We start from the raw sequence: 22,741 nt of genomic DNA, 5'->3' as shown, positions 1-22,741 counted from the left end.
CCCTACCATAGGATTCGACTTGTGTTTGAATGATCAAAGACCGCAACATTATCGATCTCTCGATGAATCACGATGGGCTGATCACGCGCATCGACGCCGATCTCGTGTGATCGCAAGAACAGGGCGGGGACGTCCGCCGTGCCATGCCATCAAGCCGCATCCCTCGGCTCCGTCGGCACCGGTGACCAATCGAAATTCAGCAAGACAACGCGGCGAGGACTGTTGCGGATGCGGCTGAAATTGGTATTGTGCTGGTATTATCGAACGGACCGCCAGAGTGACATTTTTTGACATTTTCACCGCGGTTCGGGGCGGCAAGGATAGTGGTTCGCCAGCCTATCGGCGGCTGCAGTCTTCATTGGTCGGCGCGATCGCCTCGGGTGCAGTGAAGCCTGGATCGGCTCTGCCTGCGGAGCGTGAGCTGGCGCTTGAACTGGGCATCTCGCGGGTCACCGTCCGCAGGGCGATGGCTGAACTGGTGCGCGATGGTTTCGTTGTCCAGCGACACGGCAGTGGGACCTATGTGTCGGGACCGCCCGAGCGCGTCGTGCAAAGCCTGAGCCGGCTCTATTCGTTTTCCGAAGACATGATGTCGCGCGGACGGGTAGCCGGTACTGTGTGGCTGGGCCGAGAGTTGAGCGTGGCCAATGCCAAGGAGGCGCTGCGGCTCGAAATCCCGAGCGGCAGCAGTATCGTCAGAATGCGTCGCCTGCGTCTGGCGGACGAAGAGCCGATGGCTCTCGAGACCTCGCTGATCCCGGCTGCGATGCTTCCGGATGTGACGAAGATCAAGGATTCGCTCTATCAGACATTGCGCGAGCTCGGTCATGTCCCATCGCGGGCCGTGCAGCGCATTTCGGCCGTCAATGTCGATGCGGAAAGAGCGCGGCTGCTCAAGCTGACCCCTGGCGCGGCAGCACTCGACATCGACCGCGTCACCCGCATGGACGATGGGACGGTCATCGAACTGAGCCGATCGATCTTCCGGGGCGACGCCTACGATTTCGTCGCTGAACTCGGTCTGTGTAGGTGAGTCTGCTGGACGCTGGCCAGTGTGAATGCCAAGCCGCGGCTGTGGCCTTGGATAGCGATCAGAGATAATACCAGTTCATGACCACTTATTTCCTCGGCATCGACGCCGGCTCGTCCCTGACCAAAGCCGCGGTCTTCGATGTAAACGGCAACCAGCTTGGCATGGGGGTTCGGCGTATCCATCTGCAGCGGCCTCATCCAGGCTGGTCGGAAATCGACCCGGTTGAAGCATGGAGCGCGGTCAGCGCGGCGATCCGTGCGGCGCTCGACAGTGCCGGTGTAGCAGCAACCGACATTGCGGCGGTGGGACTGTCCGCGGCAATGGTCGGGGCATGGCTGGTCGATGGCGACGGCAACGCCTTGCGTCCGGGCATTGTGTGGGAGGACAGCCGGGCGCAGGAGCTGCTGGACGAGCGGGTGGCCGCCGTGCCGGATTTCTATCGCAGGATCTTCAGGTCGAATGGCTGCGTGCTTCAGCAGGGCTGCACATTGCCGCTCCTCGCCTGGCTGCAAATACACGAGCCCGATGTCCTCGAAAGGGCCTCCCATGTCTTCAGCTACAAAGACTTCCTGCGCCTGAAGCTTACCGGACGCGTGGCCGCCGACCGAACCGAAGCGGCGGTGGCGCCGGGCAGCGCCAGCTTGCGTGACCGCAGCCCCGAAATGCTCGATTTGTTCGAGATAGCCGGGCTTGCCCAAAAGCTGCCTGCGCCGGCCGAGTCCGAGACCATAGCCGGTCTCGTCACGGCAGAAGCGGCGGCGCTCACCGGTCTCGCCGAAGGCACGCCCGTGGCGATCGGTGCCGGCGATGTTCCGGCAACGGTCATCGGCGCCAGCGCGCTCGAAGCCGGGATCGCGCTGGCTGTGCTCGGCACGACCTGCATGGTTGGCATCGTGTCCGATCAGCCTGTGTTCACACCACCCGACATCGGCCTGCTCTTCACCTTGCCCGGAGAGGCCTGGTTCCGGGCAATGGTCAATGTTGCCGGCACGCTCAATCTTGACTGGGCCATCGCGACGCTGCTTCCCGACATCGCTGCGGAACCTGATCTCTACGCCCGCATGGAAGCGATGATCGCACCGCTGCCGATCGGCTGCGAGGGCGTCGTCTATCTGCCCTATCTCAGCGAAAGCGGCATCATCGCACCGGTGGTCGATCACGAAGCGCGCGCCGGCTTCCACGGGCTTGCGCCCCGGCACGGGCGGCCGCACATGATCCGCGCCGTTTACGAGGGCGTCGCCCTCGCCCTGCGCGACCTGTATGACGAGCTCGAAGGGACCACCGGCACGATCCTCCTGACGGGTGGCGGCGCACGCAGCCAGATGTGGACACAGATGATCGCCGACGCTCTCGGCGCCACCGTCCTGGTTCCGGCCGGCACGGAATTCGGGGCGAGGGGGGCGGCACTGCTTGCCGCGACCGCCGTCGGACGGTTCTGGTCCGTCCGCCAGGCGTCGACCTCAACGCGGCAGATACAGCGCCGGCAAGAGCCGGATCATACCACGAAGCCGGCCTGGGACCGGGCGTTCATAAATTATCGGGCGCGCCGCGACAGCATCTTGCGCGGATAGCCAAAAACCCACTACACAGGATTTGCGGGTGTGGTACATACCACCAGAGAGTCCTGGTTATACCTGACAATGACTGCAAGCGTCGTCGCGGATCAATTCCCACTCTATCAACGCATAGCCAATGCGCTTGCGACGCAGATTGCGTCCGGCGTCCTGAAGGTCGGCGAACGGCTGCCGTCGGAAAGGCAGATGGCCGAGGATCTCGGTGCAAGCCGGATGACCGCCCGCCAGGCCCTGAAGCTGCTGGAGCGGCGAGGCCTGGTGGAGACCCGTACCGGCCTTGGCGCCTTCGTCGCGCGTGCCCAGATCGAACAACAGCTGAGCACGCTGAGCGGGTTCACCGAAGATATGGACCGTGGCGGCCGCAAGGCGTCAAGCATCGTGCTCAACGCCGGACTGGGCTCCGCGGACCGGGAGGCGGCCGCCGCACTTGGCATTGCAGAGGATGCGCCGGTCCATCGCCTCGTTCGTGTGCGCCTGGCGGACGCCGAGCCGGTCGGTCTCGAGCGCACGGAAATCTCGGCCGTTCTCGTGCCGAAACTTTTCGAACGGGCCGATTTCAGCACGGATTCACTCTACCGCGTTTTGCGCGAGGACTATGGGCTGTTTCCAAGCGTGGCCGAGCAGAAGCTCTGGTCCGCGCATCCGGATGCTGCGAGTGCCGCGTCGTTGGGAATTTCGCTGCAAAGCCCGGTGCTCATCCTCACCCGGCGCACACTCGATAGTACTGGCCGCCCGCTCGAATATGTGCGGGCAGTCTATCGGGGCGACTGCTTCGTGATGCGCGCCAATCTGACCCTTGGAAAAGGCACATGACAAAAACGCCGACCGCCGCAGCCTATCTGGCCGACCTCACGATCCGCATTGGCCGCCTGCTCGACGTCAATGCCGACGCCATCGCGGCCGCCGCGGACGCCATCGAGCGAACGGCAAAGGCTGACGGTCTGGTCTATGTCTTCGGCACCGGCCACAGCCATACCATGGCCGAGGAGGCGCATTATCGCGCCGGTGGGTTGGCATTGACCGTTCCGATCCTCGCCGGTGTGACAATGGTCCATGAAGGTGCGGTCGCCGGCACCGTCTTCGAGCGCATGTCCGGCATCGTGGCGCCTGTCTTCGCCCGCTATCCGATCGGCCCGAACGACGTGCTGATCGTGGTGTCGAACAGCGGCGTCAACACGGCCACCGTGGAAGCGGCGATGATTGGAAAGACAGTCGGCGCGACCGTCATTGCGATCACCTCGGAAGCCTATTCCAGGCTCGCCGCCCAAGGCCGTACAAGGCTGGCCGATGTCGCCGACATCGTGCTCGACAATGGTGGCCCACCTGGCGACGCCACGACCAGCGTTGCCGGCAGCGAGTTGCGCGTCGGGCCGGTTTCAACCTCGATCGGCGCGGCGCTGATGAACGCCGTCTTCGTTGAGGCGGCGGCACGCCTGCAATCGGCCGGTGTGGCCGCCCCCATTTATCTCAGCGCCAACATGCCTGGCGCCAAGGAGGTCAACGAAGCGCTGGTGGCCCGCTATCGGCCGCGCAATCCGCATCTCTGACCATTCCAGACGACAAGAATTCCGGGTCTCAAGGGGAGCCCCGGGGGAAACGGGAGACGACACACAATGGGCCTGACACGTATTCTGACACTCGCCGGCTTCGCGACGACACTTCTTACCGGCACCGCCTATGCCGAACCGGTAAACCTGACGCTTTGGCACATGGAGCAGCCGCCGCACCGTGTGCAGCGCATGAAAGAGCTGCTTGATGAGTTCAATGCTGCGCACCCCGATATCCAGGTCAAGCAGGAGCCGCAGAGCTGGGGCGAAATCTACGCCAAGGCGCCGGCCGCCTTCGCTGCGGGAAATGGTCCCGACCTGCTCTTCACCATCCCCGACTTCACGACCGTGCTGAAGGGAATAGACGCCGTGGTGCCGGTCGACGACGTGGTCAAGGACCTCGACGCCAAGCATGGCTTCGTCAAGGCGACGCTCGCGCCCTACCAGTATGACGACCACGTCTGGGCCGTGCCGGCCTACAACATGGCGATCTCGCTATGGTATCGCAACAGCGTGCTGAAGGCGGCCGGCGTCGAAGTGCCGAAGACCTGGAGCCAGTGGCAGGCAGCGGCCGAGAAACTCAGCACCGACGGCAAATCGGGCATTGGCCTTCCAGCCAACAAACAGCTCTATACCGACCAGACGGTCTACAGCTTCATGGTCAACAGCGGCGCCGGCGACATCTACAATGCAGACGGCTCCATCGCCTTCGACAAGCCGGAAACGGTCAAGGCTTACGATTTCTACAGCAAGCTCGCAAAACTGTCCCCGGCCGACAATGGCACGTGGACCTGGGGCGAGGCCGAAGCCTGCTTTGCCAACAGCAGTTGCGGCATGATCCTGCAGTTCGGCGTCATCAACACCTATGACACCCAGGCAGAGGGTGATGCGGCCGACCTCGGCGTGGCGCCTGTCCCGCACGCCGATGACCAGAGCGATTCGGCGACGATCTCCTATTCGAATGCCATCATGCTGACGACAAAGGATGAAGCCAAGCAGAAAGCCGCCAAGGTATTTCTCGCCTGGCTGCTCGAGCCCGCAAACTATGGCCGCTTCCTGACCATGGAGCCGGGCCTGTTCCTGCCGGTCACCGATGACGGCGCCAAGGCGGAATCGTTCTGGAACGACAAGACCGTGACCAAGTACAAGTCGCAGGTCGAAACCATGATCGCCAACTCGCACCGCGGCAAGCTCTTCGGCTTCACCACCGGCAAGGTCTTCCCGTCGATCGGCGCCATCTCCGCGCAGAATGTCATCGCCGAGACCTTGCAGCACATCGTTGTCGACGGCCAGAGCGCCGCCGATGCGGTCAAGGCCGGCCAGGCGCGCATGAGCGAAGTCGCCAAGAAATAGAGGTCGGGGCCGGGGAACGCGCATGAAGAACACGACGCTCGCCTTCGCGTTCGTTTCACCGGCCCTCATCTTCCTGCTGGCCGTTCTCGGCTGGCCGCTCGTTCAAGCCGCCATCCTGAGTTTTCAGGATGTCGGCGTGATAGGTTCCGAGGGCCATTTCATCGGCCTCGGCAACTACGCGACGATCCTCGGTGGCAGAGGTTTCTGGCAGGCGCTTGGCCGCAGTATCGTATGGGTGCTGTCGAACGCGGTGGTGCAAACCATCCTGGCGCTCGCGACAGCGCTGATCCTCAACCAGAAATTCCCGGGTGTGCGCATCGCGCGCACCTGGATCATCCTCACCAGGATCGTGCCGACTGTCGTGGTCGTCATCATCTGGCGCTGGCTGCTGTCCTCGTCGGGCGGCATGATCAACCCGCTCCTGATACAGGCTGGCGCAATCGACCGCCCGGTCGGGTTCTTCGCCACGCGCGAGAGCGCCATGGCGACACTGATCATGATCAATTCCTGGCGTTGGTTTCCCTTCACCACCTTGATGATGCTGGCTGGCCTGACGCGCATTCCCGGAGACCTCTACGAAGCCGCCAGGGTCGATGGCGCCGGCACGTTTCAGCGGTTCAAGCGCATCACCTGGCCGTTGCTGCACCCAACCCTCATGGTGCTTGGCGTCGTCGGAACGCTTTTGTCGTTCAACGTGTTCGATGTCATCTGGCTGCTCACCGCCGGCGGCCCAGCCGGGGCGACCCAGACACTGCCGGTGCTGATCTACGAAACCGCCTTCAAGGGCTATCGTCTGAGCCAGGCCGCGACGATTTCCGTGCTCACCACGATCCTTCTCATGGGGTTCGCGTTTTTCGCCACCCGTGCCATGGCAGCCGCGGAGGCAGATCGATGAGGCGGACCTTGAGCCAGTCTCTGTCGCTCTATGGCGGTCTTCTGCTCATCGTCTTGGTGATCGGCTTGCCGTTCTGGTGGGTGCTGACCGGCTCCATCAAGCTGCCGAAGGAAATCATCCAGCGCGTGCCCACCATGGTGCCGCAAAGCTTCACCCTGCAGCATTTCGAGAAACTGCTGCAGGCGTCGGACTTCCCCGTCTATCTGCTGAACAGCATGGTCGTGGCCCTGTTTTCAACGGCGTTCACCGTCCTGCTGGCGTTGCCTGCGGCCTACGCGTTCTTCCGCATGGAGTTTCCCGGGCGCAACGCACTCTACAAGACCATTCTGCTCGCCTACGCTTTTCCGGGCGTGGTCGTGCTGATCCCGCTCTATGGCCTGTTTGCGAAGGTCGGATTGATCGACAGTCCGGTGGCGCTGGTGATCGTCAACGTCGCCTTCGCTCTGCCCTTCTCGATCTGGATGATGCGGTCCTTCCTGGCCAGCGTTCCCCGTGAGATTGAGGAGGCAGCCGTCGTCGACGGCGCATCGACCATTACCATCCTGGTCAGGATCCTTATGCCGCTGATCGCGCCGGGCATCGCCAGCGTTGCGATCTTCGCATTCATCTCGTCATGGACGGAATATCTGTTCGCCTCGGTACTCATCGTGTCGGACGCGCGGCGGACCATACCGGTCGGCTTTGCCGGCATCATCGGCCAGTACCAGATAGACTGGGGGCTGCTGCTGGCCGGCGCGACGGCGGCGATCATCCCGGTTGTCATCCTCTTCGCTCTTGTCGGTCGCTGGTTCGTCTCCGGTCTTACCGACGGCGCCGTGAAATAGGTCAAAGGAACAATCATGGCGGGTCTGTCGCTCCAGAAGGTCAAGAAGCGTTTCGGCGAAACGGAGGTTATCGCGGGCGTCGATCTCGACGTTGCCGATGGCGAGTTCGTCGTTTTTGTCGGTCCATCGGGCTGCGGTAAGTCCACGCTGTTGCGCATGATCGCCGGGCTGGAAAGAACCTCCGAGGGGCGCGTCCTGATCGGCGGGCGAGATGTGACTGACGAAGATCCGGCCAAGCGTGGCATTGCCATGGTATTCCAGACCTATGCCCTCTACCCGCACATGACGGTGGCGACCAACATGGGTTTCCCACTGGAGATGGCCAAGCGCCCCAAGGAGGAGATCGATCGCAAGGTCGCGGAGGCCGCCAGGATACTGCATCTGGAAGCCTATCTGCATCGCAAGCCACGCGAACTGTCCGGCGGCCAGCGCCAACGGGTCGCTATCGGCCGCGCGATAGTGCGCCAGCCGGGCGTCTTCCTGTTTGACGAACCTCTTTCCAATCTCGACGCCGAATTGCGCGTGCAAATGCGCATCGAGATTGCCCGGCTGCACCAGGAACTCGGCACAACGATGGTCTACGTCACGCATGACCAGGTCGAGGCAATGACGCTGGCCAGCCGTATTGTGGTGTTGCGCGCTGGCCGCATCGAGCAGGTCGGCGCGCCACTCGATCTTTACGAGGATCCCGACAACAGTTTCGTGGCCGGCTTTATCGGCTCGCCTCGCATGAACTTCGTCGATGCGACCGTTACGGCCGTCCAGGACGGCCACGCCGTTGTCGCCGCGCCCGAGGCCGGACTGGTCGGGATGGCGGTCGCCACACGCGGCACGCCGCCCAAATCGGGTACGCCTGTCAGCCTGGGCATCCGTCCGGAGCACTTCGTACCCGCTGATGGCGCGGCCGGTACGCTCTGCGGCAAAATCTCGCTGGTCGAGCGCCTGGGTGGCGTTGCCTACGCCCATGCGGTGCTCGCCGACGGCTCGATGATCACGGTCGAAAGCAGGGACGCCCATAATTTCGAAGTTGGAAACACGCAGCTCTTCGGCCTGCAGCGCGCGTTTTTGTTCGGCGCCGACGGCATGCGATTGTAAGGACGGCGGCGAAAGGCAACGGCGTGTGTTGGCTGCCTGGGATAAAGATTAGCCCAGTCCGAATGGTGTACACTGGAGATTAGGCACAGCTTTTCCAGGCGCGCTGCTCTTTCAAGCTCGATTCGTTGACTGGTCGTCAGCGTCATGAAGAGCCTGATGTGCTGGACAACCTCCGCGCACCATTCGCGCATGCTGTGGGGCTTGAAGCCTTGCGGAGATTTCGTTTCAGCGATCGAGATCCGACTGACGACACTGGATGGCATTGGCTCGGGAACCACTCATATGGCGGCCGCGCATCCCCTGCCGGCCACGATCGGGCAGGGTTGTTATTGTTCACCCGACCGTCTGCCTCTGCGCTGCCGGCAGTGCCGCCGCCAGCCGGTCCGCCCATTCCTCGATGCCGGGCGTTGTTGAAAGCAGATCCTGCCGGATCTCGACGAGGACGGCGGGAATACCGCAATCGTCGCCATGGACTGGCACGGCGTAATCGCCGTCACGGCTGATCACGTATGGCACGTTGGCCTCGACATTGAGGGCCACATCGTTGCGAAGGCCGGAGATCAGCGCCCCGGCAAGATCGCTGGCAGCGCCGTGCAACACGCCGGCATGCCAAGGTCTGGCAACACCGAGGAAGATCGGCGTGAAGGAATGGATAGTTATGATTCGCGTCGGCCTGCCCTCGGCCACCCGCAGATCGAGATGGGCGGCCACCCGGTCATGGAAAGGCGAAAACATGATCTCGGCGCGCCGGGCCCGTTCGGCTGCGTCGATGCCGACATTGCCGGGAATGTCGGTGTCTTCCGACAGCACCGGAATGCTGCCCTTGGCTCCGAGCGGCCGGTTAAGGTCGATCAACAGCCGCGAATAGCCGCCGAGGAAGGCCGGTGCATCAAGCCGCGCCGACAGCAGCCGAGTGACCTGGGCGGCGCCGATATCCCAGGCGATGTGACGCTGCAGATGTCCGGCGTCGAGGCCGAGTTGCCCATACTCTGCCGGAATGTGGTTCGACGCATGCTCGCACAAGAGCACGATGTCCGAGCGGCCGTGCTCGTTGAGAATTTCGACAGCCCCGGGCCAGTCCGTGTGCGCAGTCATCAATAAAGCGTCCGATAAAGATCGCAGATGGCAACCGGATCGAGTCCGGCAAGCCGCTCAGCCTCGTGACGCTTGAGCCCGACGAAAGTTTCGACGAAGACCGGCGCGAACCAGCCGGTCACAACGCCGTCGGCCAAAAGCGCGTCCAGGGCCGCCGGCAAGGTTTCCGGCAGGCGCACGAGCCCCAGATTTGCCCGTTCGGCGTCGCTCATCAGCGTTGGGTCGCCGGTGACCAAAGGCGGCGACGGCAGTTTCGCGTTCAGCCCCTCCAGTCCGGCCCGGATGATCGCCGCCAGGGAGAGATAGGGGTTGCCCGTGGCGTCGGCGGCCCGGTATTCGATGTTGTATTGCCGCGCCGGATCCCGCCCGTCGATCGTCACCGTCGGGCAGATGCGCAGGCTTGCCTCTCGGTCGCGATCCGCAAGCCAGGTATAGGATGAACTCCAGCTATGCGGCTTCAGGCGATAGAAGGACGATACGCTGGCCGCCGTCATGGCGGTGATCGCCGGCAAGTGGCGTAGCACGCCGGCACAGAACGCACCGGCAATTCTGGAAAGGCCGCCGGGTTGGGCGGCATCGTAAGTTGCCGGCTTGCCGGCGTCATCGAGGAAACTGAAATGGATATGGACGCCGTTGCCGACCGCGGTTGGCGCTGTCTTGGGCGCGAAACTCGCGCGCCAGCCGAAATTGCGAGCGACTTCCCGGGTGATTTCGCGGATGGCCACGGCGCGGTCGGCTGCCGTCAGCGCATCGGCCGGCTCATGCGTCACCTCAAACTGATCCTCGCCGTATTCGGCGATGACCACTTCAGGAGCGACACCGGCCTCCGTCAGCGCCGCCATCAGATTGGGTGCGAAGGGATCGGTGCGCCTGAGCGCGGCGAACGAAAACGAATGCGCCGGCGCAAAGCCGCCGTCGACATGGAATTCATGCTCGAACGCTGCAACGACCGATAGGCCGGTCGCGGCCTTCAAGTCGGCGAGCGCTTCCCTCAGCATCGTTCGGGTGCAGCCTGGCCAGGCGCTGCCGTCGAGCTCGACAATGTCGCCGGCCACCATGTCGAACGGCGTCGCCGATCCGGTGCGCGTCGTGCGAAAGCGCGCCTTGAGATCGGGGATCAGCCGCAGGTCGCCTGACGAGCCCCAAGGGTTGGGATCGACGATCGAGTTGAACGGCGTCATCGACAGATTGGCCTGCAGCCAGCCGACGCCTGTCGCAGCTGTTTTCTGCAGCTTGCTTTCGGTAACGAAGCGGCCGCGCGTAATGGCGGAAAGATCCGTGGTGACGACGGCGACCAGAGGCTCGACGGGCGAAGTCATGCGGTTTTTTCCAAGGCGTTGAAGCGGGCGACAATTGTGTCGGTGTCGGTGATCCAGCAGTATCCCCCGAAGGCCTTCAGCGCGATGTCGTGGCGTTCCTGCGTGATGGTGGCGCAGGCGTCCGCCACACAGGTGACGAGATAGCCGCGGTCGGCCCCGTCACGCACCGTCATGTCGACGCATTGATCGGTCAGCACCCCGGCGACAACGAGGTAGCGAATGCCGAGGTTCTTCAGGAGATAATCCACATTGGTCGAATTGAAGATGCCCGAGGACGTCTTCGGCAGCATGATTTCGTCGCCCACCGGCGCCAGCGACGCCACCGGCAGGCCCTCGGCGAGGCTGGGCGGGACATGGATCGGGGTGAGCTTGTGGTCGAGGGAACGGTCGCGGCCATCCTCGGTCAAGCTCTGGATGATGGTGTGCAGGACCTCGACGCCGTTGGCCCGCGCGGCGGCAAGCAGGCGCTCCTGGTTGGGGATCGTCTGCGACGATGTCTGCCGGTAGAAATAGTGATCCGGCCCCCGCTCCGGATGCGAGGGATCGGCGCCAGGTTCCAGCCAGATGCGCTGCATGTCGACGAGCAGCAGCGCCGTTTCGCCGGCGCGGAAGGCCTCGTTTCGCTGGGGTAGGGCTTGGGTCATTTGTTGCCGTCCTGCTTTGTCGATTTGGGTCCGGGTGTCTTTCGAAATCCATTCTGCTGCGGGTCGCTGTCGAGCGTCACCGCGTTGGCATGGCGCACCCTTTCGAGCCGCTCGATGCGGGCGCGGGCATCATCGCCGAGCGTCGAAACGATCTGGGCCACCAGCGCCTCCATCTGAGCGATTGCGGGAGCCAGCGTGTCGTAGGGCGAGGCGACCTCGAGTGGGCCGACTATGGTGACTTCGGCCAGGTCGGCGATCGGCGACAGCCATTGGTCGGTGAACAGGACGATGCGAACATCAAGCGCCGCCGCCTGTTTCGCATAGGCGATCACATCGAGCTGGTAACGACGATAGTCGAAGACAACGAGCACGTCGCGACGGTCGAGGTCGGCGAGCGTGTCGAAGGTCTGCGGGGAAAGCACGCCGAGATCGCGAACCCCGGAACGAAACTGGACGAGGTATCCGGCAAACATGCCCGCTATGTGACGGCTGAACCGGCCGCCAAGCATCACGATCTCGCCCTTTGCCTCCATGAGCAAACGCGTGGCTCGTTCATAAGTCTGCACCGGCGTCGCAGCGTTGGCCTTCTGCAAGGCAGCGGTGACACTGTCGAGATAGGCCAGCACGGGGCTGTCGTTGGATCCGCTCTGCCGCTTGGCCTCCATCATCAGCAGCGGTGAATGCAGCCTTGCCTCGACCTCGGCCAGCAGTTTCGCCTGAAAATCCGCAAACCCGTCATAGCCGAGCTTCATCACCAGCCGCACAACGGTTGGATCGCTGACGCCGGCGCGCCGCGCCAGCGACGATGCGGTGCCGAGGCCCGAGGTCGGGTAGTCCGTCAGCAGCAGCCGGACTATCTTCTCTTCCGACGGCGTCAGGACGAGATCGCCGCGCATCAGAACATCGCGTATCGCCATTGACGCTCCCGACCATCGTATCCCCTGGCTGTCGAGTTTATTACAGAGATTGAAATATCGGTCAATGATGAAGAGATGTTGACATCGCGCAATTGCTGGTCTTAGCTCGCCTGAAGCAGCCGATAAAACCCTGGGGAACTGCCATGCGAAACGGAAGCGACGTCATCGTCGTGGGTGCGGGAATTGTCGGCTCGAGCGCCGCCTATCACCTTGCCAAGGCCGGCGTGAATGTCACGCTCATCGAGCAGAGCCACCCTGCCGGCGGCCCATCTGGCAAATCATCCGCCTTGCTGCACGCCTTCTACCTGATGCCGGAATTGTCGCAGCTGTCCATCCGCGGCCGCGAGATCCTGGTGTCGCTGCCGGAGATCGCAGGCGAGGGATCGTTCGTCACCGAGGTCGGCATGATGTGGGTCTGCGGCAACGACAATGAGGCGAGCTGGGCGGCGGCGGCCGAACGCATTCGCGGCGAAGGCGCGCGGATGGAGACCCTGTCGCCGCAAGCCTTCGCGGACGCCGCGCCCGGCTTTGCGCTGGACAATGTCGCCCTCGCCCTGTGGGAGCCTGAATTTGGCTACGCCGATGCCTTCGGCGCCACCAACGCCATTGCCCGCGCCGCTCGCGCCAAGGGTGCGACGGTCCTGCAGAACACGGCCGTTGAAAGCCTTCGGCGACAGGGCGACCGCATCACCGGCGTCACTCTTGCCGATGGCACTGTGCTGGAGGCCGATACGGTCGTTCTCGCCGCCGGTCCGTGGACGCGCCGGCTGCTGGCGACGGTCGGCCTTGACCTGCCGCTGCATGTCGAGCGCCATCCCATGGCCGTGCTCGATGCGGCGGGGCGGGCGCGCGAAGTGATGCCTTTTGCGTGGTGCGACGACATCTCCTGCAACTACGCGCGGCCCGACAATGACGGCGTCATCCTGGCCGGCACCTGGGCCGGCGGCGGCACGGGCCTGCGCCATGAGCACGCGGGCCGGCCGCGTCTCGTCGAGAACCCCGACAATTACATGGAGGGGGTCGAGGAGGCGGAATCGGTGGAGATCCTGGAAACCTTTGCAACCCGTGTACCCGCCATGGCCGAGCTTGGCATCCGCCCCGGCTATGCCGGGCTCTACGATATGAGCCCGGACGATCTGCCCGTCATCGGGGCGATGCCCGGTGTCGAACGCCTGGTGGTTTCGGCGGGGTCCTCCGGGCACGGCTTCAAGACCGGGCCAGCGGTCGGCGAAGCAATCGCCAGACTGGTCACCGAAGGCGCCCAGTCGATCCTGACGCCGTTCTCGCCCAGCCGCTTCAAGGCTGCGTGATGGCGTCGGCGCCTGGCGGCAGCAAGCCACGCCATGCCATGCCGGCGGCGTTTCGCGATGCCGCGGTCGATGCCCTGTGCATGGTGGCGGTGCTGTTGCTGATGGCGCTTGCCGCCTCCGCCTTCGGCGGCGCGGCCATGCAACGTGTCGTCACCTATGCCGCGATCATGCTGACGGCGGTGCTTGGCCTGCAGATTTTCTCCGGCAACAGCGGCATCGTCTCTTTCGCACAGGCCGCCTTTGTCGGCATCGGCGCCTACGCCACCGGCATTCTCACCATGCCGGCCACCCTGCAGCGGACCGCATTGCGCGATCTGCCGCAGTTTCTTGCAGGGCATGAGCTTTCCTTCTTCGCGGCACTGGCCGTCGTCCTTGCTCTGGCCGTGCTTGTCGGTCTGCTGACCGGCACGCCGCTGCTCAGGCTGACCGGATCGAGCGCCTCGATCGCAACGCTCGCCATGCTGATCATCGTCTACACGCTTCTGGTTGCCGGGCGCGAGATCACCCGTGGCAGCCAGCCCTTCTACGGCGTGCCGCGCGAGGTCGGACTCTGGACCGCCGCGACAGTCGCCTCGGTGGCGCTGATCGCCGCAAGACTGTTTCGCGAAACCTCCTCTGGCCTGGCAACCCGCGCCGCCGCCGATGACGAGCGCGGCGCCGCCGCGGTCGGCGTCGATCAGCGCACGGCCAGGCTCGCGGCCTGGGTGGCCGGTGTTGTCGCGGCCATGGCCGCCGGCGCCCTGATGGCGCAGTTCCTGGGCGCTTTTTCGCCACGCGATTTCTATTTCGATCTCGGCTTCACCATGCTCGCCATGCTGATTGTCGGGGGCATGTCGTCTTCGCTCGGCGCCTTTGCCGGCGTCGTCGTCACCATGGTCGTCATCGAGGCGGTGCGCCGCTTCGAGGGCGGCGGGGAGGTGCTCGGCCTGCATCTGCCGGTCTTGTTCGGATTGACACAGGGCGTGCTGGCCATCGCCATGATCCTGGTCATCTGGCGGCGGCCGACGGGCCTTTTCGGCGCGCGCGAGCTGAACCTGTTGCGCCTTGCCGGCCGCCAGGCGGTCATTGCGTCGGCCGCTGCGCCAAGGCCGGTTGCTGCCGACCGGCTGGTGGCCGACCATCTGTCGCGCCGCTATGCCGGCGTCGTCGCCGTCGATGACGTATCGCTCAGTTTCGAGACCGACAGCATCACCGGCATCATCGGCCCCAACGGCGCCGGCAAGACGACGTTGCTGAACATGCTGGCCGGCGATGTCCAGCCAAGTTCCGGGACGGTGTCCGTCGGTGGCACGGTGCGGCAGGCCTCGGCCTTCCGCTTCGCGCGCTCGGGCGTTGCCCGCACCTTCCAGAACATCCGGGTCTTCCCGCACATGAGCGTGCTGGAAAATGTCGTCGTCGCCGCACGCCAGGTGGAACCCGGTCTTGGCCAGGCCGAGGCGGCGGCGATGGCGGAGCTCGCGCGCATGGGGTTGGAGAAACTGGCCGACCAGCCGGCGGCCAGCCTCGCCTATGGGCAGCGTCGCCGGCTCGAAGTGGCACGCGCGCTGGCGCTGAGGCCGCGCTTCCTGCTGCTTGACGAGCCCGCTGCCGGGATGAACGCCGTCGAGACCGCCGAACTGGTCGCCATCCTGTCTGCGGTCCGTATCGAGCGCCGGATCGGCGTCGTCCTGATCGAACACGATATGCGGCTGGTGATGAACCTATGTGAGCGCATCGTCGTCATCGACCATGGCCACGTCATCGCCGACGGCACGCCCGGTGAAATTCAGAACAACCCTGCCGTGATCGCCGCCTATCTGGGCAGCCGCACGGCCCGCGCGAAGTCGGCCGCAGCAGAGCAGCAGCCCTCATGACCCGCAACGGCCCATTCATTCAACGATAACAAATCCAGAAGGAGAACCCGCATGCCACGTCTCTACCGTCTCCACTGCGCTGCCCTGTGCGCTGCCGTATTCGGCGTCGCGCCGATCTTTGCGGCCAATGCCGAAGAGATCATCATCGGCGCTGCGACCGCGCAGACCGGCGGCCTCGCCCCCTACGATCAGCCGGCGCTCGCCGGCCTGCGCATGTCTCTCGACGAACTCAATGCCAGGGGCGGGCTTGGCGGCAAATACACCGTCAAGCTGCTGATCAAGGACACACGGTCCGACACGGCCCAGACCGCCACCGTTGCGCAGGAGCTGATCGACGCCGGCGCCAGGATCATGATCACGCCCTGCGACGCCGATGCCTCGATCTCGGCGGGCCAGATGACCCAGCCGGTCGGAATTCCGACCTTGACGTTGTGCGGGTCGGCCCCCGTGCTCACCGACGCGGTCGGTGACGTGATGTTCGGCACCTATCCGGCCGACAATGTGCAGGCGACGGCGGTTGCCGACTTCGCCGTGTCGGAAGGCAAGAAGAAAGTGTTCCTGCTGACCTCGCCGGACTCGACCTATACCGCCAACCTGCCCGAATATTTTGGCAAGGTGTTTGAGAAGAAGGGTGGCGCCGTCGTTGGCCGCGGCACGTTCAGCATGGGCCAGCCCGACTTTTCCGCCGAGATCACCAACATCAAGGCCATGGCCGACCAGCCGGACCTGATCATGACGGCCGCCTACGAGCCTGATTTCCCGGCCTTCATTCAGCAATTGCGCGGCGCCGGTGTCACCATTCCGGTCTACGGCGCCGACGCCATCGGCACGCCGACCATCAAGGCCCTGGGAAAACTGGTCGACGGCGTGGTCTATACGGCCGCCGGCTATGCCGAGCCGGGCAGCAAGCTGGAGGCCTTCAACGCCGCCTTCGGCAAATATGCCGGCCATGCGCCGGAATCGACCTATGAGGTCAACGGTTACGAGATCGGCCTGATACTCGATCAGGCGGTCAAGACCGCAGGGTCCGACGACGCGAAAGCGATCCGCGACGCCATTGCAGGCCTCAAGGATTTCGAAGGCGTCACCGGCAAGATCACCTATGCCGGCACCAACCGCATGCCGCTGCGGGCCGTGGCGCTGATGCGCTACGAGAGCGGCGAGGGCAAGCATGTCGAGACGCTGATCCCGGACGCTGCCGACGTTCCGGCGCCTTGATGCCATGCTGAGCGTCGAAGGCCTGAAGATCCGCTACGGTGAAGTCGAGGCGGTTCGCCGCGTCGACCTCACGGTCGAGAGCGGCGAGATCCTGGCCCTGGTTGGCGCCAATGGAGCGGGCAAGAGCTCGACGCTCGGCGCGGTCGCCGGGCTGGTGCGGGCTGCCGCGGGCAAGGTGGTCTTTGCCGGCGTCGACATTACCGGCCTTGCGCCGGAGGTGGTCGCGCGCAAGGGTGTCGCGCTGGTCCCGGAGGGTCGCCGCATCTTTGCCAGCCTGACGGTGGCCGACAATCTGCGTCTGGGCGGCGCGGTGCATCAGCCCGCGGCCGAGGCGCGGCTGCGCGAGGAAGAGATGCTGGAGCTGTTCCCGATCCTGCGCCGCTATTACCGCGCCAAGGGCGGCAACCTGTCGGGTGGCGAACAGCAGATGCTGGCCATTGCGCGTGCGCTGATGGGCAGGCCGCGCATGCTCCTGCTCGACGAACCATCGCTCGGGCTGGCCCCGCAGCTGATCGATACCGTTTTCGACCTCATCGCCGAACTGCGCCGCAAGGGCCTGACCATTCTTCTGGTTGAGCAGAATGTGGCGCTGGCGCTCGAAATCGCCGACCGCGCCGTGGTGCTCGCCAATGGCGAGGTGGTGCTGTCGGGCACGGCACAGGACCTTGCCTCGTCCGACCTCGTCCGCCAGGCCTATTTGGGAGCTTAGCAAGCATGTTCGCGCAGCAGATCATCAATGCGGTGAGCCTTGGCGGCGTTTATGCGCTGCTGGCGCTCGGGCTTGCGATCGTCTTCTCGATCGTTGGCCTCATCAATTTCGCCCATGGCGAGCTCATGACGCTGTCGGGCTACGCGCTCCTGGCCGGCCTGGTGTTCGGCTTGCCGTTCCCGCTTGCCGTGCTCATCGCCGTCTCCTGCGGGGCGCTGGCGGCCGTGGCGATGGAGCGCATCGCCTTCCGGCCGATGCGCGGGGCCAGCGTCACCAGTCTCCTGTTGACCAGCTTTGCCGTGTCCAGCCTGCTTAAGGTCGTTTTCCAGAACGGCATCTCGGCTAGGCCACAGGCGGTCTCGATGCCAGGCTGGATGACGGGCGCCTTCTCGTTGGGCGATTTCACCATTGGCGTCGGTCCCAGCATCTCGATCGCCGTCTCGGCGCTGGCGCTGATCGCGCTGGAGGTGTTCCTGCGCCGTTCGGTGACCGGCACGGCGATGCGCGCGGCGGCCGAGGATTTCGATGTGGTCCGGCTGATGGGCATTCCGGCCAGCCGCGTCATCGCCACCGCCTTCCTGCTGTCAGGGCTGCTGGCGGGGCTGGCGGCCATGCTGTGGGTGGCACAGCGTGCCTCGGTCGATCCGCTGATGGGGTTCACACCGGTTCTGAAGGCCTTCATCGCCGCCGTCGTCGGTGGTCTGGGCAGCCTGCCCGGCGCTGTCGCCGGCGGCTTCCTGCTCGGCATCGTCGAGGTGCTGCTGCAGGCGACATTGCCGGCGGCGATCGCGCCTTATCGCGACGCCATCGTGCTGTCGGGGGTCATCGCCGTGCTGCTGCTTCGCCCGCAAGGCCTGATCCCGGCGGTACGGGTACAGCGAAGCTGACCTGATCCAATCCAAATCTGGACTGCGCCAAATCTGGCCGCAAAACACCGCACATGCGCGACCCTGACCCGGCGGCATGGAATGGTGCTCCCTTGGAACGATGACTTCGATCTGATGCCAGGACGTGACATGGAAGACGCCCCGGCGCGTGACATTTGCGCCGCCGCCTGTTGCGGCACGGTGGCGGCTAAACGGGACCATGAGCGTTATGGCGGTTGATGGCCGGCGCAACCTGGGCGAGCCGTGCGATCCTTCGCTGGACCTGCAGCTGGATAGCCGGTCCACCATAGCGCGTGGGGAGGGGCCTGTTTTGCTCCTGGGTCGGAACCAGGGAGTTGCAGAGCCCTTGCCTGGCGTTGCTGGCCCGCGAGTCCAATGCATCGCGTTCTGTCTGCCATTGAGCTTCAGGAATGCGTGGCCGAGAAAAGCCCTCCGGACACCGCAGGACAAAGTTGCTCAGACGGCGCCAGACGCACAAGAACTTGTTGCACGACTGGCGCAACCACAGAGGTCAGGTTCGACGCGTTCTTGAGTCCTCACATGATGACATTGGTCACAATGGTGGAGACAGCCAGCGCCAAGGACTTGTCGCTGACAGCCGCCACACGTGCTGAACAATCCGCGGACACATAAAGAGACATAGACCAACAGAATCAATTGCTCGCAACCACCGGACTCTTTCGCATATGGCCAGGCCTGCTATAACAAGCCCTTCGACGCGCCCCCGCGTTCACCCGATTTGAACCGACCAGGATGAAGACCAGCATGGATCATTTGCCGGAGCACAAGCAGGAGGAACTGGCCCGCGTGGTCGAGATCCTGCATGCCGAATTCGAGGACGCGCTGGCCGAGAGCAGCGCCGACTGGAAGAAGAGCGGCCGAATCCTGAAGATCATCCTGTTCGGGTCGTACGCCCGCGGCGACTGGGTCGACGAGCCACTGACGATGAAGGGCTATCGCAGCGATTTCGATCTGCTGGTGATCGTCAACAACAACAAGCTCGCCGACTTCGCCTACTGGTACAAGGCGAAGGACAGGCTCGACCGTGATCGCGCCATCAAGACGCCGACCAGCTTCATCGTTCACAGCCGGCGCTTCGTGAACACGGCGCTACGCCAGGGGCAGTACTTTTTCACCGACATCCGCCGCGAGGGCATTGTCCTTTACGAACTCGACGATGAGCCGTTAGCCGAGCCCAAGCCACTCACACCGATAGCGGCGTATGAGACGGCCAAGGAACATTTCGAGAGCCGGTTTCCTGGAGCGCGGGACTTCCTAAAACTATTCGACGCTGGCATGGAAAGGGGCCTATCGAAAACGGCAGCGTTTATTCTGCACCAAGCTATCGAACATGCGTATTCAACACTACTGCTCGTCGTGACCAATTATAGTCCGCCGTCCCACAAGCTCACTTTTTTGAGATCTCTATCCGAGGATCAAGATCGCCGGTTGTGCGAAGTATGGCCCCGTGAGCAACAGCGTTACAGAGCGTGGTTCAATACGCTCAACGAGGCGTACGTGAAGGCCCGGTACTCAAAGCATTACATGATCAGCGAGGAGGCGCTCGTCTGGTTGGGCGAGCGCACGGCGGAACTGCATGTTTGTGTTGAACAGATTTGTTTTGAGCATTTGGCACAAATAAGGGAAGCCGCTGACCATTAGTATTATGTGCCCTGTCTACTCTCCTACACCACTGATGATCGAATGGTCCATGACGTGTTTTAATGATCATCCGAGGCTGGCAGATACTCAGAAAAACTCAACTAGTTAACAGTCTTTGTGTGCAAAATTCGCACGCGAAATTTCTCCTTCTCTTTTTTTACCGTTCCATCGCCGACGTTCGGTGCGATATCCGTGCGCTTTGTTTTCCGATACGGTGTCCAATTTCCTGGGTTCTTCGAAGCTTTTGGAAATTGCTGTCTACTGTTTCAGTCGAATGCGCGCTTCTGAAGGAGGGTGGGTGCCCGGATCCGCTATGGTGGAACCTTGATCCAAGCTTCAACGAGGGTTCGAGTTGGTAGAGGGATAGCGTCAATACAGTCGGCCACCGAACTTGTTTGCTAAGCTCAACGGCTTTGTAAGGTATAAAGCGGTTTGCAGCCTCAAATCGTGTCCCCGCAACCAATTCTATCATAAATCAATAACCGCCTCGATCTGAACAATCGGGGCGGTTTTTGCGTTTTGCGATGGAAAGGTCTGGATTGTGCCTATCTCGCTAAGCGACGACGCCGGTACCCCCATCCGGGATATGCAATTGGGAGGGACGCTTTAGATGCCAGTGCATTGTGCATTGTGCCGAAGCCTAGCGTCGCATTTTCGAAGGTCGCATGCAGTCAGGAACGGTCCGCCGGAAGGCTCACTGGTGACTCCAGGGATGACGCAATTGCCACTGCCACTACAAAGACAGGACGGCGTGCGAAAGCCTACAACATGCTTACCGGGATGGATTTCTCAATTCCGTCGACAAATATGCGGCCGCCTTTGATCAATACCTTTTTGGGCTTGCCATCGACCCTGCGCGAAAATGTGCGGAAGGCGAACGTAGGCTTCTCCTGCGCGTCGGTGGTGATGCCTGCTAGAATTTCGGCCGCCAGTGCTTCACCGAGCATCAGGCTGCGCGTATTGTCCGAGCGCCAATGGACACCGCCCATGCTGCGTCCCATGGCAACATTTTGTGCCAGCTTGTTAAGTTCGCCCTCGATGGTCAGCTTCTTCGCATCCTTTGCTGCGAGGGGCTGGCGATTAGTGTGGCGTTCATGCCCAAGACAGGTTTCCGACATCGGGTCCGGGGTAAGTGTAGTGCAATAAGCTACGATTTGAGCTTTGGGATCGAAGGGTTCCGACCGTTCCTTTAAAGTGCTGAAAAACACAGGATGATCATCTCCATTCTCATCGGTAGTAAAGGTCAGGAAAAACGCCTTAAGGACAGTGACGCAAGCACCGGCCACGGTCGCATGTCCGGCTCCGTAGGAGGGATGCGTCGGGCTTCCCGGAGTGAAGGCCATTGGCAAAAGTAGGCTATCCGCATTTCCAGGATTTACGGCCATGTTGGCCGCTCGGATCAGCGGCACGACGTCGGTTGAAGTGATCCAACTAGGCAGCCCGTAAGCGCGCTTTGTACCCCCAACGCCGATGTTCTGCACATGGATCAGCCCGCCATAGGCCTCCGGGCGTAACCGGAGGTGGGATTGCCACTTTTGCTGCCAGATCACCTTCAGCGCACGCGTCGCCACTTCCGATACCAGAGCCAGGATGTGCGGTCCACCCAGCACGCCGAAGCCAGCCTCGCGATCGGGGAGCTCACCTTGATCAAGATCCGATAGCCCTAGTGGCATGCCGCTTTTTCCAATCTGATAGTATGGATTGCCCTCCGGCCAAAAGGCCCCCCCTGAAAGCAGGATCAATGTCGCGTTGAAATAGGCCTGATGCAGGGCGTCCTTGTTGACGAAGCGCGCTAAGTCGCGCGGGGTCGCAACATAACGCTCGAACGCCTCGAAGCGGCCGGCGTCGTCCTCATTGGCCTTACCATAGGACTGTCCCTGGGCGTCGCATCCGGAATTCTGTGCGTCCAGCCAGTCGGAAAATTCGGTGAGGTAGTTCTTGTCGTGGACATAAGGGCGTTGCCGCTGGTCGATCGATTGTGTGCCATAGGCGACTGGCCGTACGAAAAACTGGCTGATCAACGGACCTACGTCGTCACCGGGAAATCCCAGTCTGAATAGAGTTTCGGCGGTAAAGTGTTTGAAATTGTGCGCCGAACCGGGGACATCGACACCGAGGATAAAATTTTCTCCGGCATTGGCATGCGATTTGTCCAGAGATCGCTCGAAGGCCTTGTTGATGTCGCTGACGGCAGTTTTCAAAGTCGTCGTCGAGACCGGCAAATCCTTCTCATATGTGCAGAAGCCGACGTCCCTCAGCAGAGCCATCCAATACAACTCCACCATCTCAGCGGCCGTCGTGTCGGACATCACTCCAGGCGCCGGAGGCATATCGTAGACAAAAGGTGGATGCGTTAAACGATCAGACGCCAGACCGGCTCGCGGATTGTTGAGAGCTGCTGCATAGGCCCAGCCGGTTGGCCCCGCAATCGCGCGTGGCCTACCTGGGGGGACCTGTGCGAAACCGGTCCCGTCGCCGCGCGTTGCCGAAACGAGCGCTGCGAACGCCACAGGGTCAACTTCCCCGAAGCCGTTGTGCGGCAAAGTCTTGTGAAAACTGCCGAGTCCGCAAACCGATTCGTCATTCACATGCCAGATCCGATTCGTATCACCATTAGACTTGCTCATGCTCCAGCTCCTTGTCATGGCCGCCGCATCTATCGGTGGGTTACCTCAGGTTAGACGAATGGGTAGTCAGTTTTCAGTCGTAAGGGTTAGGGCCACGCTGTGGATGCGCTCGGCTGATTGTTTCATCCGTAACGTTGCCGTGCAGATCAGCGCGGGTCACTTGCGAAGGACTACCTGAT

General features: G+C 62.8%; 19 protein-coding genes. 14 read left to right on the top strand and 5 right to left on the bottom strand.

Annotation, left to right across the window (positions count from 1 at the left end; translation table 11 throughout):
* The first annotated feature begins 277 nt into the window (after nt 1–277).
* The 8 genes from WC739_RS00745 to WC739_RS00710 all read left to right on the top strand — a co-directional run bounded on the left by WC739_RS00745 (nt 278) and on the right by WC739_RS00710 (nt 8,321).
* Entirely contained in the window at nt 278–1,033 is a 756-nt protein-coding gene (locus WC739_RS00745; RefSeq protein WP_372951086.1) for a GntR family transcriptional regulator, read from the top strand.
* 77 nt (nt 1,034–1,110) lie between these two features.
* A complete protein-coding gene (locus WC739_RS00740; protein WP_372951085.1) occupies nt 1,111–2,604 on the top strand; it encodes an FGGY-family carbohydrate kinase in 1,494 nt (497 codons plus the stop codon).
* A 69-nt stretch (nt 2,605–2,673) separates the two neighbouring features.
* Nucleotides 2,674–3,420 (top strand): GntR family transcriptional regulator, encoded by a 747-nt coding sequence (locus WC739_RS00735; protein WP_372951084.1) that lies wholly within the window; start codon nt 2,674–2,676, stop codon nt 3,418–3,420.
* Nucleotides 3,417–4,154, top strand: a complete 738-nt coding sequence (locus WC739_RS00730; RefSeq protein ID WP_372951083.1) for an SIS domain-containing protein — start codon at nt 3,417–3,419, stop codon at nt 4,152–4,154. Before WC739_RS00735 ends, WC739_RS00730 begins: the two co-directional genes overlap by 4 nt.
* A 66-nt stretch (nt 4,155–4,220) precedes the next feature.
* Complete coding sequence (locus WC739_RS00725; RefSeq protein WP_372951082.1) at nt 4,221–5,507, top strand: ABC transporter substrate-binding protein; 1,287 nt, start codon at nt 4,221–4,223, stop codon at nt 5,505–5,507.
* 22 nt (nt 5,508–5,529) lie between these two features.
* Nucleotides 5,530–6,402: a carbohydrate ABC transporter permease gene (locus tag WC739_RS00720; RefSeq protein ID WP_372951081.1), complete on the top strand. Its 873-nt coding sequence runs from the start codon at nt 5,530–5,532 to the stop codon at nt 6,400–6,402.
* Complete coding sequence (locus WC739_RS00715; RefSeq protein ID WP_372951080.1) at nt 6,399–7,226, top strand: carbohydrate ABC transporter permease; 828 nt, start codon at nt 6,399–6,401, stop codon at nt 7,224–7,226. The genes WC739_RS00720 and WC739_RS00715 overlap by 4 nt, the downstream gene beginning before the upstream one ends.
* A gap of 15 nt (nt 7,227–7,241) precedes the next feature.
* A complete protein-coding gene (locus WC739_RS00710; protein ID WP_372951079.1) occupies nt 7,242–8,321 on the top strand; it encodes an ABC transporter ATP-binding protein in 1,080 nt (359 codons plus the stop codon).
* A 333-nt stretch (nt 8,322–8,654) separates the two neighbouring features.
* Here the strand turns inward: WC739_RS00710 and WC739_RS00705 are convergent, their stop codons facing one another.
* Genes WC739_RS00705 through WC739_RS00690 form a run of 4 tightly spaced genes read right to left on the bottom strand, consistent with a single transcriptional unit; the run spans nt 8,655 to nt 12,296 of the window.
* The gene (locus WC739_RS00705) at nt 8,655–9,416 is read right to left on the bottom strand and encodes an N-formylglutamate amidohydrolase (RefSeq protein WP_372951078.1); all 762 of its coding nucleotides are present in this window, start codon (nt 9,414–9,416) and stop codon (nt 8,655–8,657) included.
* Nucleotides 9,416–10,735: a glutamine synthetase gene (locus tag WC739_RS00700; RefSeq protein WP_372951077.1), complete on the bottom strand. Its 1,320-nt coding sequence runs from the start codon at nt 10,733–10,735 to the stop codon at nt 9,416–9,418. Before WC739_RS00700 ends, WC739_RS00705 begins: the two co-directional genes overlap by 1 nt.
* Nucleotides 10,732–11,379, bottom strand: a complete 648-nt coding sequence (locus WC739_RS00695; RefSeq protein WP_372951076.1) for a cysteine hydrolase family protein — start codon at nt 11,377–11,379, stop codon at nt 10,732–10,734. Before WC739_RS00695 ends, WC739_RS00700 begins: the two co-directional genes overlap by 4 nt.
* Complete coding sequence (locus WC739_RS00690) at nt 11,376–12,296, bottom strand: MurR/RpiR family transcriptional regulator (protein ID WP_372951075.1); 921 nt, start codon at nt 12,294–12,296, stop codon at nt 11,376–11,378. The genes WC739_RS00695 and WC739_RS00690 overlap by 4 nt, the downstream gene beginning before the upstream one ends.
* Before the next feature lie 143 nt (nt 12,297–12,439).
* Between WC739_RS00690 and WC739_RS00685 the strand changes: the two genes are divergently transcribed.
* The 6 genes from WC739_RS00685 (at nt 12,440) to WC739_RS00660 (ending at nt 19,935) form a co-directional block, all read left to right on the top strand.
* Nucleotides 12,440–13,606 (top strand): NAD(P)/FAD-dependent oxidoreductase, encoded by a 1,167-nt coding sequence (locus tag WC739_RS00685; protein ID WP_372951074.1) that lies wholly within the window; start codon nt 12,440–12,442, stop codon nt 13,604–13,606.
* Complete coding sequence (locus WC739_RS00680) at nt 13,606–15,459, top strand: branched-chain amino acid ABC transporter ATP-binding protein/permease (RefSeq protein ID WP_372951073.1); 1,854 nt, start codon at nt 13,606–13,608, stop codon at nt 15,457–15,459. The genes WC739_RS00685 and WC739_RS00680 overlap by 1 nt, the downstream gene beginning before the upstream one ends.
* 51 nt (nt 15,460–15,510) lie before the next feature.
* Nucleotides 15,511–16,677: an ABC transporter substrate-binding protein gene (locus WC739_RS00675; protein WP_372951072.1), complete on the top strand. Its 1,167-nt coding sequence runs from the start codon at nt 15,511–15,513 to the stop codon at nt 16,675–16,677.
* A gap of 4 nt (nt 16,678–16,681) precedes the next feature.
* Entirely contained in the window at nt 16,682–17,386 is a 705-nt protein-coding gene (locus WC739_RS00670; protein WP_372951071.1) for an ABC transporter ATP-binding protein, read from the top strand.
* A gap of 5 nt (nt 17,387–17,391) precedes the next feature.
* The gene (locus WC739_RS00665; protein WP_372951070.1) at nt 17,392–18,273 is read left to right on the top strand and encodes a branched-chain amino acid ABC transporter permease; all 882 of its coding nucleotides are present in this window, start codon (nt 17,392–17,394) and stop codon (nt 18,271–18,273) included.
* Between the two features lie 753 nt (nt 18,274–19,026).
* The gene (locus WC739_RS00660) at nt 19,027–19,935 is read left to right on the top strand and encodes a nucleotidyltransferase and HEPN domain-containing protein (protein WP_372951069.1); all 909 of its coding nucleotides are present in this window, start codon (nt 19,027–19,029) and stop codon (nt 19,933–19,935) included.
* A 761-nt stretch (nt 19,936–20,696) separates the two neighbouring features.
* Here WC739_RS00660 and WC739_RS00655 read toward each other — a convergent pair.
* Entirely contained in the window at nt 20,697–22,562 is a 1,866-nt protein-coding gene (locus WC739_RS00655; protein WP_372951068.1) for a vanadium-dependent haloperoxidase, read from the bottom strand.
* Between the last annotated feature and the right edge of the window lie 179 nt (nt 22,563–22,741).

This window comes from Mesorhizobium sp., from assembly GCF_041661565.1.
Taxonomy (GTDB): Bacteria; Pseudomonadota; Alphaproteobacteria; order Rhizobiales; family Rhizobiaceae; genus Mesorhizobium.
The sequence above is the reverse complement of the archived record's forward strand: the minus strand, read 5'-3'. Positions and strand labels throughout refer to the sequence as shown.